This window comes from Dactylosporangium sp. CA-233914 (genome assembly GCF_050942935.1).
GTDB lineage: Bacteria > Actinomycetota > Actinomycetes > Mycobacteriales > Micromonosporaceae > Dactylosporangium.
The window spans coordinates 7,128,186-7,141,696 of the sequence record NZ_CP192030.1; the positions used below are offsets into that span (position 1 = coordinate 7,128,186).

7 protein-coding genes are annotated in these 13,511 nt (G+C 71.6%); 1 reads left to right on the forward strand and 6 read right to left on the reverse strand.

Features of this window, described 5'->3' with window-relative positions; genetic code table 11:
* Positions 1-275: 275 nt before the first annotated feature.
* The 4 genes from ACQPY0_RS31995 to ACQPY0_RS32010 all read right to left on the reverse strand — a co-directional run bounded on the left by ACQPY0_RS31995 (position 276) and on the right by ACQPY0_RS32010 (position 6,490).
* Positions 276-1,034 (reverse strand): aminotransferase class IV, encoded by a 759-nt coding sequence (locus tag ACQPY0_RS31995; RefSeq protein WP_432968744.1) that lies wholly within the window; start codon positions 1,032-1,034, stop codon positions 276-278.
* Positions 1,003-2,481 (reverse strand): chemotaxis protein CheW, encoded by a 1,479-nt coding sequence (locus ACQPY0_RS32000; protein ID WP_432968747.1) that lies wholly within the window; start codon positions 2,479-2,481, stop codon positions 1,003-1,005. Before ACQPY0_RS32000 ends, ACQPY0_RS31995 begins: the two co-directional genes overlap by 32 nt.
* Positions 2,478-5,306, reverse strand: a complete 2,829-nt coding sequence (locus ACQPY0_RS32005) for a PAS domain S-box protein (RefSeq protein ID WP_432968750.1) — start codon at positions 5,304-5,306, stop codon at positions 2,478-2,480. The genes ACQPY0_RS32000 and ACQPY0_RS32005 overlap by 4 nt, the downstream gene beginning before the upstream one ends.
* A gap of 443 nt (positions 5,307-5,749) precedes the next feature.
* Positions 5,750-6,490, reverse strand: a complete 741-nt coding sequence (locus ACQPY0_RS32010; RefSeq protein ID WP_432968753.1) for an SDR family oxidoreductase — start codon at positions 6,488-6,490, stop codon at positions 5,750-5,752.
* A gap of 89 nt (positions 6,491-6,579) precedes the next feature.
* Here ACQPY0_RS32010 and ACQPY0_RS32015 point away from each other — a divergent pair, with 89 nt between their 5' ends.
* A complete protein-coding gene (locus tag ACQPY0_RS32015; RefSeq protein WP_432995458.1) occupies positions 6,580-7,041 on the forward strand; it encodes an RrF2 family transcriptional regulator in 462 nt (153 codons plus the stop codon).
* A gap of 1,207 nt (positions 7,042-8,248) precedes the next feature.
* Here the strand turns inward: ACQPY0_RS32015 and ACQPY0_RS32020 are convergent.
* Entirely contained in the window at positions 8,249-11,167 is a 2,919-nt protein-coding gene (locus tag ACQPY0_RS32020) for a glycoside hydrolase family 3 C-terminal domain-containing protein (protein WP_432968756.1), read from the reverse strand.
* A 15-nt stretch (positions 11,168-11,182) separates the two neighbouring features.
* Positions 11,183-13,510, reverse strand: a complete 2,328-nt coding sequence (gene yicI, locus ACQPY0_RS32025) for an alpha-xylosidase (RefSeq protein ID WP_432968759.1) — start codon at positions 13,508-13,510, stop codon at positions 11,183-11,185.
* Position 13,511 lies beyond the last annotated feature (1 nt).

Consider the following 13,511-nt stretch of genomic DNA (forward strand, 5'->3'; position numbering starts at 1 on the left):
GTTCATCCTCATGCCAGCCGAGCGCTGACGCACCACACCGGCGCCACGGGTGCACGGTCCCGGGTCGGCCGCCCCTGGCTCGTGGCCTGGGTGACGTTCCGGCTCACCACAGGAACACCACGCGATCGCATGCCACGCCGGCTCGGCGAACTGCGCCTCCGCCGCGACGGTACACCGCTACCCATGGGCATCGGGCCGGACGTCCCGGTAGCCGCTGACGACTCGCGGTCATCGACGAGGAAAACGGCCAAACCGCCCATCAGGATCAGGCCGAACTATATCTCGTCCCAGGGGATCGAGGCCTCGGCCTCGGCGATGCGGCGCATCAGGCCGGCATCGACGGCGAAGGACACGTCGTCGACGCCGGCGACCGCGGCGACCCCGATCGAGTTGGTGACGAACGCCGCCGAGTAGGAGGGCAGGTCGGCGAGCATGACCCGGGCGGTGCGCGACGGCAGCCGCGAGGCCAGCAGTTGCATCCCGATGCCCGGCAGGTTCGGGGAGTCCGGCCAGGTCACCACGGTGCCGTCGAAGAACCCGATGTTCGCGATCGCCGCCTCACACACGGCGCCGGTGTGGTCGCACAGCAGGGCGTCGTCGAAGCCCTCGGCCCCGGCGCGGCGGCCGAAGTACACCTGCCCGAAGCCCCCGACGTGCTTCAGATGCGCCGCCGGGCGTACATAGGACACGTGGCGCAGCCGTAACGGGGCGGCCGGCGAGTCGTGCGGCGGGCGCACGGACACCACGGTCATCAGCTCGTCCGGGCAGTACACGTTGACGCGCACCGACGCGTCCGGCACCCCGCGGATCGCGTGCGCCAGCAGCTCACGGACCCGGGCAGGGTCCAGCCCCGTGCCGAACAGCTCACCGGTCGCCGCCGCGAGGCGCCGCAGGTGCAGGTCCAGGCCGCGGACCCGGCCGCCGCGGACCTGCATCGCGGTGAAGTGGCCGTAGTTGCTCAGCAGCGGATGGTACAGCTCCTCGAGCGTCGGCTCGCGGCCGTCAATCTCCACCCGGATCGGCTTGTCGGTCACGCTCGCCAACCATAGTCGCGGCGAACTCCGCAAGATCCAGGCGGGCGAGGATCCGCTCACCGATCTTCACCAGCGGGCTGCCGGCCAGCGACATCGGCACCGGGGCGCCGTCGGGGACCCGCTCCTCCCACGTCGACTCCTCGATCGCCCGCAGCGCCGGGACGATGAACCCGACCCCGCCGACGAGCAGCACCCGGGCGCTCGCCGGGTCGACGTCGACCGGCCGGCCGATCAGCCCGGGCAGGTCGACCAGCGGCACCGAGGTACGGTTCTGGGTGAACACGCCGCGCATCGGGCCGCCGCCCACGAACGGGATCACGTCCGCGGGATACGGCACGATCTCCGCGACCTGGGTCAGCGGCGTGGCCACCTCGGCCCCGGCGCTGTAGGTGAGGTACTTGCGGACGCGGTGCTCGATGACCCGGCCGTCCCGCGCCGGCGGCTTGTCGTCGTCGCGGGCCGCCCGCCGCGGCGGCGCCGTCCCGGCGACCGGGGTGCCCAGCGCCGCCAGGGTGCCCAGGTCCTCGTCGGCGCGTAGCGCGTCGCCGTCGAGGACCACGTACGAGCCGCCGGCCTGCCCGGGCAGGATGCCGACCGCGAACCGCGACGACGGCAGGCCGACCTTCGGCAGCGCCAGCACCTCCCCGCCCGCGACCGCCACGATCGACACGACCTCGGTGACCGCGAACGTCAGCAGCCCCCGCTCGTAGGCCAGGGCCACGCCCCGCTTGACGTCGATCGGGGCGAGCGCGCCGAGGCCGAGCACGGCGAGCAGGTCGACGGCCGGCACGTAGTGCGCGCCGAGCTCGATGACGCCCTTGATGTGCCCGCCGTCGATCGGCGAGGACTTGAGGATCAGCTCCGGCACCACCGAGTGGATGTGCGACACGTCCACGCACAGCCCGATCTCCCCGGCCCGCAGCAGCATCATCATGCGCCGCCCGCCGGTGCCGCCGCCGCGCCCCGGCGCCTGGACCTGCGCCATCGCCCCGCTCGGCCCGCCGGTGTCGTCGGCCAGCACGATCCCCGGCAGCCGCTGGATCGCCGCGCAGTCCAGCACGCACACCACCGTGTCGTCCTCGGCGCGCTCGAACGTGCGGGAGAACAGCGGCGGCAGCTCGGTGCTGGCCGTCATCCCCAGCTGCTCGCCCTCCTCCACGTTCACCACACCGCGCACGCCGTCGGCGAGCAGCCCGAACACCGACCCGGCGGAGCTGGCCACGACGACCACCGACTGCTCGGTCGGCGAGCTGATCCCCAGCGTCAGGCGCAGATCCAGCACCGGGATCACCTGATGGCGCAGGTTCACCGCCCCGACCACGCCCGGCGAGGCGGCCAGCAGCGGGTTGAACGACGCCGGGCACGGGATCACCTCCCGCAGCTCCGACAGCGGCAGCGCGACGTGGACGCCGGCGACGGTGAAGACCCCGAACAGGACCCCGTTCATCCGTCGACGCCGACCGGCACCGTCGGGGCCGCCCCGACCAGCTCGCCGATCAGCGCGTTCACGGTCCGCGAGGCGTCCTGCTGCGTCTGCGTCTGCGTCACGATGTGGTGGATCGACTCGGCGGTCTTGCCGACGCTGCGCAGGATCACCTCGAACGCGTCCTGGGCCCGCTGCGCCACCTGCGAGCCCTGGTTGATCCGGGCCGCCGACTCCTGGATGAGCCGGCTGATCTCCCGCGCCGAGTCCGATGAGCGCTCGGCGAGCTTGCGCACCTCACCGGCGACGACGGAGAAGCCGACACCGTGCTCGCCGGCCCGGGCCGCCTCGATGGAGGCGTTGAACGCCAGCAGGTTCGTCTGGCTGGCGATCTCGCCGATCACCTGGACGATCCCGGCGATCTGGTCCGAGGAGCGCTCCATGAGCTCGATCGCCTCGATGGACTTGCGCAGCTCCTCGAAGCCGCGCTGGGCGCTGGTCTGCGTCTCCCCCGCCTGCTCGCTGGCCTGCCCGGCGTTGCCGACGATCGTGGCGATGGACGTGCTCAGCTCGTCGATGGCCCTGGACATGTCCCGGGTCTTGACGCTGAGCCGCTGCTCCATGTTGACCTGGTCGGTCACGTCGGTGGCGAACTTGATGACCTTCATGGGCGCGCCCTTGAGGTCGAAGATCGGGTTGTACGTCGCCTGCAGGTACACGTCCCGGCCGTACTTGCCGACGCAGTGGAACCGGCCGCTGAGGATCTCCCCCCGGCTCAGCCGCAGCCAGAAGTCGCGGTACTCCTGCGAGCGGACGTACTCCTGCGTGCAGAACATGCTGTGGTGCTGGGCCATGATCTCGCGCATCGAGTAGCCCATCGTGCGCAGGAAGTTGTCGTTGGCCGACAGCACGGCGCCCTCGAGGTCGAACTCGATGACGGCCTGCGCCCGGTTGATCGCCGCGACCTTGCCCTCGAACTCGGCGGTGCGCAGCTTCGACTGCGTCACGTTGGTCGCGAACTTCACGACCTTGTACGGGCGCCCCTCAAGGTCGATGATCGGGTTGTACGTCGCCTGGATCCACACCTCCCGGCCGTCCTTGCCGATCCGCTTGTACTCGCCGCTTTCGAACTCGCCGCGCCGCAGCCGCTCCCAGAACTCCTCGTACTGATCCGAGCCCGCCTCCTGCGGGTCGACGAACATCCGATGCGGCCGGCCCCGGACCTCGTCGGCACCGTAGCCGAGCAGGTCCAGGAAGTTGCGGTTGGCGTCGATCACGTTGCCCTGGGTGTCGAACTCGATGACCGCCTGGGCCCGGTTCATCGCGGCGACCTTGCCCTCGAACTCGGCGTTGCGGGTCTTCGCCTCGGTGATGTCGACGGCGTACTTCACCACCTTGTACGGCCGGCCCTCCAGGTCGAAGATCGGGTTGTACGTCGCCTGCAGCCACACCTCCCGACCGCCCTTGCCGAACCGCTTGTACTCACCGCTCTCGAACTCCCCGCGCCCCAGCCGCTGCCAGAACAGCCGGTAGTCCTCGCTCGCCGCCGTGATCGGGTCCACGAAGATCCGGTGGTGCTTGCCCCTGAGCTCGTCGGTGCTGCCGTAGTTCATCGTCTCCAGGAAGTTGCGGTTGGCGCCCAGGATCATGCCGTCCAGGTCGAACTCGATGACCGCCTGGGCCCGGTCGATCGCGGCGACCTTGCCCTCGAACTCGGCGCTCCGGTTCTTGGTGTCGGTGATGTCGGTGGCGTACTTCACCACCTTGTACGGCCGCCCGTCCAGGTCGAGGATCGGGTTGTAGCTGGCCTGCAGCCACACCTCCCGCCCGCCCTTGCCGAACCGCTTGTACTCGCCGCTTTCGAACTGGCCCTTCGCCAGCCGCTGCCAGAAGCCGCGGTAGGAGTTGCTGCGCCCCTCCTCCTCGCTCACCAGCATCTTGTGGTGGTGCCCGATCAGCTCGTCGGGCTCGTACCCGGTGACGTTGCAGAAGTTGCGGTTGACCGCCCGGATCGTGCCGTCCAGATCGAACTCGATCACCGCCTGGGCCCGGTCGAGCGCGGCGACCTTGCCGACGTACTCCGCCGTGGAGTGCTTCGACTCGGTGACGTCCAGCGCGTACTTCACGATCTTGTACGGCCGGCCCTCGAGGTCGAAGATCGGGTTGTACGTGGCCCGCAGCCACACCTCGCGCCCGGCCCGCCCGATCCGCTTGTACTCGCCGCCCTCCGCCTCGCCGCGGCCGAGCTTCGCCCAGAACTCGGCGTACTGCGCGCTGCCGGCGTACGTCTCGTCGACGAACATCCGGTGGTGCTGGCCCACGATGTCGCCCAGCGCGTACCCGGTCAGGGCCAGGAAGTTCTCGTTCGCGGTGAGGATCTCGCCGTTGAGGTCGAACTCGATGACCGCCTGCGCCCGGTCCACCGCCGCGTACTTGCCGCGCAGCTCCGCCACCAGCCGCCGGTCGTTGGTGATGTCGTACGCGGTTACCAGGATCGCCTCGGGCTCGCGTCCCGACCCGACCGGCCCGCAGTTGAACCGCAGCCACCGCTGCCGGCCGCCGCTGTCCACGATGGAGTTGACCTGCTCGACGAACTCCCGCGCCCGGGCGGCGTCCAGCAGCGCGTCGACGGTCTGCGACTGCAGCCGCCACAGGTCCTCCAGGCGCTTGCCGACCACCTCGTCGACCGGCGCGTCCGTCGTCTCCATCACCCGGTCGTTGCACGAGACGATGGAGCCGTTCTTGGAGTTCAGCACCAGCACCAGGCGCTCCTGCAGCAGCAGGCCCAGCGCCGCCGCGGCCAGCGCCGGGGTGGAGTAGTCGTTGACCAGGCCGGTGGATTCGGGCACGGTTGCTCCTCGAGTGCCGCCGCGTTGCTGTCTCACCGGCTGTTCGGCGTGGCCCCGGCCGCCTTGAGGGTTTCGGGCGCACCCACCCCGCCACGTCCACGGCGTCACCCGCGTCCCGTCGCGTATCGCATCCTAGGAAACTAGGTCAGGACTACCCGGCCACCCCGCGCGTCCGGGCCCTGGCCCACCTCGACCCGCACGCGCCGCGGTCGCTCATCGACCACCTCAGCCACGACGAATCGGCGCGGATGCGCTCCCGGCTGCTGACGACCCGCGCCTGTCGCCGCAGCGCGTCCTGAAACCGCTCGACGACCCGGCGGCGGCCGGGGCGGCCGCGTCGAACGAGCGCCTGCCGACCTCAGCCTGGGAGAACATCGTCGACGAGGCTCTCGGCGAGCAAGCCACCTTTCTAGGCACGAGCCTCGAGTCACCCCTGAGCGGCATCACCCGCGGGCGGCCAGCCAGGCGTCGTAGGTGGTCGCGCCGATGCGCGCCTGCGGGCCCGTCACCAGCGACGTGTCGTCGATGGCGGCGCCCAAGTAGGTGGCTGACGGGTCGGTGACGACCGTCGTGGCCGGGGGCACGGCGCGGCGGACGAACTCGTCCAGGGCGATCTTCTCCGGGCCGCCGACCTCCACGATGCCCCTGGCCGGCGCGGACTGCACCACGTCGGCCAGGGTGGCCACCACGTCGTCGGCGGCGACCGGCTGGAGCCGCGCCGAGGGCAGGTGCGCCGCGCCGTCGCCGGCCATCGCCGTGGCCGCGATGCCCACGGCGAACTCGAAGAACTGGGTGGCACGCACGACCGTGTACGGCACCGGGCCGGCCGTGATCAGGGCCTCCTGGGCCGCCTTCGCGCGCAGGTAGCCGCTGTCCCGGACGCGGTCCGTGCCGACGATCGACAGGGCCACGTAGTGCCTGACCCCCGCCCGCGACGCCGCCGCCAGCTGATTCGCCGTTGACGTGCGGAAGAACTCCAGAACCGCCTCGTCGGCGAACGACGGGGAGTTCGTGACGTCCACGCTCACGTCCGCGCCGGTCAGCACCTCGTCCAGGCCCTCCCCCGTCAGCGTGTTCACCCCCGAGCTCGGCGACGCCGGCACCGCCTCGTGGCCCACCCCGCGCAGCAGCGTGACCAGCTTGCCGCCGATGAGTCCCGTGCCGCCGAACACCACGACCTTCATCACTGCACCTCCAACTCGGATAACTTCCGTCCGAGTAGAACTCTACTCGGACAACGCCTGTCCGAGTCAAGTAGGATGGGCGGGTGAAGATGTCGGGCGGTGTCGAGTGGGCGCTGCACTGCTGCGTGGTGCTGACCGCGGCGCGGGGGCCGGTACCGGCCGCGCGCCTGGCCGAGCTGCACGACGTGTCCGGCAGCTACCTGGCCAAGCAGCTGCAGAGCCTGGCCCGGGCCGGGCTGGTCCACTCGGTCCAGGGACACGCCGGCGGATACGCCCTTACCCACGATCCGGCCGACATCACCGTGCTGGACGTGGTCGAGGCGGTCGACGGGGCGCGGCCGGCGTTCGTGTGCACCGAGATTCGCCAGCGCGGGCCCCTGGCCACCCCGGCGGAGGCGTGCACCACCCCGTGCCCCGTGCACCGGGCGATGACACAGGCGGACGAGGCGTGGCGGGCGGCGCTGCGATCGATCTCGATAGCCGACCTGGCCGGCCAGGTGACGGGCGACTACGGGCCCGCGACCTTCGAGGCCATCCGGCAGTGGCTGTGAGGCCGACAGCCGTGAGGCACCCTGCAGGAAGGGCCGCAGCCCTGGAGGGCCGTGGTGGGGCAATGGCGGTGGGGTCCGCGGCCGGGGTGGTTGCGTGCGAGCCGCTACCCGCTGCGTCACGTTGCGCAGCAAGCCTCAGCGCGGCATGCGCATGCACCATTTGACATTACCGGCGGCCGTGCGGGGCAGCGGGTCCGGGTGGATTATGGGAAAATGAATCCATGGGGCAGCTACAGTTGTTTAGCAAGTCTGAATTGGCTGCCATGCGCGACCGGACCAGGTCGCGTCGTTATTCCGCGGCGAATGAGGAGTTCCGCCGAGAACATGCCCGGCATCGCGCGTGGGGCCTCGCCCAACGACACGCCGAGAAACTCCGCCGAATACGCGCGAGCACCCCGTCGGCAAGCGTGGCTGCCGACGGCCGGGAAGGCTCAGTGAACGAACCAGCCCCGGCCCCGACCCCCGCCCCAGCCTCGGCGCCGCGCACGACCCCGGTATGTCCCAGCCACAACCCCGGCACCGCGCACGGCCACGGCCACGGCGCGGCCGCCATCCACGACCACGACCTCGCCGCCGCCGCCGGCCAAGGCCCCAGCCAGGACCTCGGCACCGCCGGCCAAGGACAGGGCTTCGGCACGCCAGCGGCCGAAGCGCCGTCGGTGACCGAAGCGCCGCCAGCGGCCGAAACACCATCGGCGGCCGGAACACCATCGGCGGCCGGAACACCGTCGGTGGCCGAAGCGCCCGCGCAGCCCGGACAACCCCGCGATCGATACCGGCCGGGACGACCACACCGCAGTGCGGCACGCATGGCGCCGATCAACCCAGCTCCGCCTCGCAGCACCGGCCCGCACCCACTGCATCAGCGCCATCCCGCCGGCCCGTCGGCGCGGCGCGGGCACGCCCGCGAAAATCCGCGCCGGCCCGCTGACACGGCACCGCGAAGCAATACCAATACCGGCGAAAATCAGCGCCAGCGAGCACATGAGAACTGTTCCCGGGAAATATCACGCACGAAATCCGTCAATCCCTATCCTAATGGACCACCGACCAGAACTCCGAGCGCCTCAATAACGACGACGACGCACGAGGCACGCCGCGTCGACCGTTTCCTTCACCATGGATGGCGTGAAGCTGCGCCAGCGCCAAAAAAAGCCCAATGGCCGAGGGCCGGCGCCGCCCCACACGCGACGCCGGCCCGGATTCATCAGCGCAACGCGAAGGTCGACAGCCGCGCCGGGCCGCCGAAGACCAGGTATACGTCGTGCCGGCCGCCCGTGCGCGGCAGGCGTGCGCTCACCGCGGCATAGGTGTACACGTCGGCCGTGGCCGGAAGGTTCACCGTCGCCAGCAAGCGCCCGGCGACGGGGTTGTCCAGGCGGATCTGCAGCGTCGTCGGCGCGCCGGGGTTGGCGACCCGGGCCGCGAACGCCGCCGGGTTGCCGCGCAGGTCGGCGTCGCCGTAGCGCAGCCACTGCCCGGCCGCCGTCGCCGCGACCGCGGTCCCGGCGGTCCGCGACTCGTCGACGAGGACGGTGCCGCGGTACGCGTCGAAGTTCTCGGCCCGCACCGAGCGCAGGTCGCGGGCCGGGATCGACTCGCCGCGGACCCGGACCTGGGTGGTGGCGCGGATGTCGGCCGACGAGGCGCCGACGAGGATGTCGTGGACGGCGTCCTCGACCACCCACCGGCCCCGGGTGACGTCCCAGAAGCGCAGGTCGGACGCGGCGAGCGAGAACGTGACCCGCTTCGTCTCGCCGGCGTCGAGGTGGACCCGCTGGAAGCCCCGCAGCTGCTCGATCGGCTGCGGCACGCGGGAGGTGCGCTGGTGGGTGTACAGCTGCACGACCTCGTCGCCGGCGCGGGTGCCGGTGTTGGTGACGTCGAGCCAGACGCGCACCGTGCCGCGATCGTCCATCGTGGACGCGCTCAGCTGCGGCCGTCCGTAGCGGAAGGTGGTGTACGACAAGCCGTACCCCATCGGGTAGAGCGGGTCCGCGGTGGAGTACTGGTACGTGCGCTTCGCGCCGATGACGTCGTAGTCGAGAATGGACGGCAGGTCGCCGGCGCCGCGGTACCACGTCTGGGTCAGCCGCCCGGAGGGGTTGGCGTCGCCGTAGAGCACGTCGGCGAGCCCGTGGCCGGTCTCCTGCCCGGCGTGGCTGGTCCACAGCAGCGCCGGGGCGTTGGCCTGCTCCCAGTTCAGCGCCGTCGGGTAGCTGTTCTCGACGACCACGACGGTGTTCGGGTTGGCCGCCCGGACCGCGCGCACGATCGCCTCCTGGCCGGCGGCGAGCTCGAGGTCGGTGCGGTCGTGGTCCTCGCGGCCGTTGATGAACGGCATGCTGCCGACCACGACGACGGCCGCGTCGGCCCCGGTGGCGGCGGCGACCGCGCTGTCCACGCCGCTGTGCACGACCTCGCGGGCGAACCCGGTCGCGGCCTCGGGGGTGGCGGCGCCGAGGTTGAGGGTGCCGTCGGCCTGCACGACGACGTACGGGTTGTGGTACGACGGCGCCCAGTCGTAGGCCGACTCGTAGCCGACGTAGCGCAGCACCACGGTGCCGTCCGCGCGCGGCTCGAGCTTGAACTGCTGCTGCACGAACCAGCCGTTGGGTTGGTCCTGGTCGGCGGCGAAGCCGGACCAGTTGTAGCCGACGGTCTTGCCGTTGGCGGCGTTGCGCAGGCTCACCACGCCGGCGCCCCAGTCGAACACGTCGTACTGCGCGGCCGGGGTGGCGCCGGTGCCGGTCGCCGCGAGCAGGCCGCTGTCGCCGACCACATACTTGCCGGTGGCCGGGTCGCGCAGCGCGATGCGGTCGACGCCCTCGCTGAAGGCGACCTGCGACCGCTCGGCGATGCCCTGCCGCGGGGTGACGGTGTAGGGGGCCTTGCCGCCGTACCAGTCGCTGTACACGGTGTCGGCGAGCGGGCCGACGACGGCGACCTTCCCGCCGGGGCGCAGTGGCAGGACGCCGGAGTTCTTCAGCAGCACCGTGGACTCGGCGGCCGCCTGCCGGGCGAGCCTCTGGTTGTCCACGGTGGCGGCGTGCACGCCCGCGTAGGGGCCGCCACCGGGGTCGAACTCGCCGAGGCGGAAGCGCAGCCACAGGTTCTGCTTCACCGCGTCGTCGATGTCGGCCGGAGTGAGCAGGCCCGTGTCGAGGGCCTCGTGGATCGCGGCGACGGTCGCGGTGGGATCGGTGTTGTCCTGGGTGAAGCTGTTCAGGCCGGCCTTGATGGCGGCGGCGTCGGCCTCGGCCTGGGTTCGGTAGTACGTCTCGGAGGCCACGAGGTTGCCGGGGGCGAAGGCGTCGCTGGGGTTGAACAGCGGCAGGCGGCTCCAGGCGCGGATGGCGTCCAGCTCCGGGCTGACGGTGTTCGGGCGGCCGTTGACGAGGTTGTAGGACGGCATCACGCCGGTGGCGGCGCCGGCCTGCAGCGGGATGCGGAAGGCCGGCTCGTCGTACTCGTGCAGCACCCGGGGCGGGACCGACGCCGAGGTGGTGTCGCGGTGGACCTCGTTGTTGTAGGCGGGGTAGTGCTTGAGCGTCGGGGCGGTCTTGAGGTACAGCGGGTCATCGCCCGCCATGCCGCCGGCGTAGGCGGTCGCGAGCCGGCCGGTGAGCCACGGGTCCTCGCTGTAGCCCTCCTCGTTGCGGCCCCAGCGCGGGTCCCGCAGCGGGTTGACCACCGGCGCCCACAGGTTGAGGCCGAACACGTCGGGGTTGGCGGCGTGCAGGTCGCGGGCCTCGTCGCCGACGGCCGAGCCGATCCGCTTGAGCAGCGCCGGGTCCCAGGTGCTGGCCAGGCCGATCGCCTGCGGGTACTGCGTGGCCGTGGCGGTGACGACGTTGCCGTTGTCGTGGATGTCGTTGGACCACGCGACGCCGTGCAGCGCCTCGGTGCCGGACTTGAACAGTCCGATGCCGAGGCGCGGGATCGCGGGCTGGTACTGGTGCAGCAGGGAGATCTTCTCGTCGAGGGTGAGGCGGCCGACGAGGTCGTCGACCCGGACCTGCATCGGCAGCCTCGGGTTGCGGAAGTCCAGCGGTGCGCGGTCACCGACCGCGACGGGCGGGGCCAGCGCCAGGGTCAGCGCGGCCACCAGGACGTGCGTGTGCATGCGGTGCCTCCTGTTTCAGGGGAGGTGCACGATCACCTGTTCCGTCTCGGCGTCCGCGTCGATGAGGACGCCCGCGGGGTCGGGCTCGGGTGCCAGCCGACCGGCATCGACGGCCGCCACCGTCGCGACGCCGGCCAGTTGCACCCGCCAGGGCGCCGCGCTCCCGCCGCGGCGCACCTCGACGACGGTCCCGGTCCGGCGCACGGTGAACGTGGCGGCGGGCCGGCCCTGCGGGGTCGGGACCTCGACGGTCGCGCCGGCGCCGTCGGGCAGTTCGTAGACGCGCAGCGTCACCCCGTCGGCGTAGGCGTAGTCGGGGCGGTCGTCGCGCGCCCCCAGTGCGATGACCGAGCCGGGCCGGACGAGCACCGGCAGGTCACCGATGCCGTACCGGCGCCGGAACCAGCCCGGGCCGGTCAGTACCTCCCCGCCGCGCAGGTCCGTCCAGCGGCCCGCGGGCAGGTAGAACGTGGTGTCGCCGTCGGCGCTGAACACCGGGGCGACGAGGATGCACTCGCCGAGCAGGTACTGCCGGTCCAGGTGTGCGCAGGCCGGGTCGTCGGGGAACTCCAGCGCCATCGGCCGCATCATCGGCAGGCCCTCGCGATGGGCGGTGACGGCGGCGGCGTAGAGGTAGGGCATGAGGCGGGCCTTGAGCCGCGTGAACTCCCCGAGCACCGCCACGGCGTCGGCGCCGAAGAGCCACGGCACGCGGTAGGACTCGTTGCCGTGCAGGCGGCTGTGCGAGGACAGCAGCCCGAACGGGATCCAGCGGGTGAACACCGCCGGGTCGGGGGTGCCCTCGAAGCCGCCGATGTCGTGGCTCCAGAAGCCGAAGCCGGACATCGCCAGCGACAGCCCGCCGCGCAGGCTCTCGGCCATCGACGGGAACGTGGAGGCGCAGTCGCCGCCCCAGTGGACCGGGAACTGCTGGCCGCCGGCGGTGGCGGAGCGGGCGAAGAGCACCGCCTCGCCCTCGCCGCGGTGCTCGCGCAGCACCTCGAAGACGGCCTCGTTGTACAGGTGGGTGTAGTAGTTGTGCATCCGGATCGGATCGGAGCCGTCGGCCCACACCACGTCGGTCGGGATGCGCTCGCCGAAGTCGGACTTGAACGCGTCCACGCCGAGGTCCAGCAGGGCCCGCAGCTTGCCCTGGTACCAGGCGCGCGCCTCGGGGTTGGTGAAGTCGACCAGGCCCATGCCGGCCTGCCAGCGGTCCCACTGCCACACGTCGCCGCCGGCGTACCTGACCAGGTAGCCGTTCGCGGCGCCCTCGGCGAAGAGCTTGGAGCGCTGGGCGATGTACGGGTTGATCCACACGCAGATGCGCAGCCCCTTGGCCTTGAGCCGGGCGAGCATGCCGGCCGGGTCCGGGAAGGTCTGCGGGTCCCACTCGAAGTCGCACCAGTGGAACTCGCGCATCCAGAAGGTGTCGAAGTGGAACACCGACAGCGGCAGGCCCCGCTCGGCCATGCCGTCCACGATGGACGTCACGGTGGCCTCGTCGTAGGAGGTCGTGAACGACGTGGACAGCCACAGGCCGAACGACCACGCGGGGGGCAGCGCCGGGCGGCCGGTCAGGGCCGTGTACTTGCGCAGCACGTCCCGCGGGGTGGGGCCGTAGATCACCAGGTACGACAGGACCTGCCCGGGCACGGAGAACTGCACGCGCGAGACCGCCTCGGAGCCGACCTCGAAGGAGACCGGGCCGGGGTCGTTGACGAAGACGCCGTAGCCGCCGCTGGTGAGGTAGAACGGCACGTTCTTGTACGCCTGCTCGCTGCTGGTGCCGCCGTCGGCGTTCCACACCTCGACGGTCTGGCCGTTCTTGACCAGCGGGCCGAAGCGCTCGCCGAGGCCGTAGACGGTCTCGCCGACGCCGAGCTCGAGCTGCTCGCGCAGGAACTGACCGTCCCGGGTGGACAGTGCCGCCATCGCCTTGCGCGGGCTGGTGGTGAGCACCCGGCCGCCGGCGAGGAACTCCAGGCGCCACTGCTCGCCGAGGGCGAAGCGGGCGCTGAGCTCGCCGGAGGTGAAGGTGGCGTGCTCCTCGTCGCGGGTCACCTTGGGCGCGGCGGCCGGGTCGGCCTCGATGCGGAAGTGCGGGCCTCGGTCGACGCCGCCGGCGTAGCGGGTGATCCGCACCTCGATGACGTCCGGGGCGGGGGCGGAGCACTCCACGGTGAGCAGCGGCATGTTGAGGGTGTCCCCGCGCTCCACGATCCGCTTGGCCGGCGCGTAGACCGTGAGCCGGTCGGCGCGGACCTCGACGTCGCGGACGTGCACGGGGTACTGCGGCTGGACGCCGTCGCGCAGCTGCCAGTACCCGTCGGTGAACTTCATG

Coding starts and splice junctions, on each gene's coding strand:
- ACQPY0_RS32000 (WP_432968747.1), bottom strand. CDS start 2,481: ATGAACGGGGTCCTGTTCGGGGTCTTCACCGTCGCCGGCGTCCACGTC.
- ACQPY0_RS32010 (WP_432968753.1), bottom strand. CDS start 6,490: ATGAAGGTCGTGGTGTTCGGCGGCACGGGACTCATCGGCGGCAAGCTG.
- ACQPY0_RS32015 (WP_432995458.1), top strand. CDS start 6,580: ATGTCGGGCGGTGTCGAGTGGGCGCTGCACTGCTGCGTGGTGCTGACC.
- ACQPY0_RS32020 (WP_432968756.1), bottom strand. CDS start 11,167: ATGCACACGCACGTCCTGGTGGCCGCGCTGACCCTGGCGCTGGCCCCG.
- yicI (WP_432968759.1), bottom strand. CDS start 13,510: ATGAAGTTCACCGACGGGTACTGGCAGCTGCGCGACGGCGTCCAGCCG.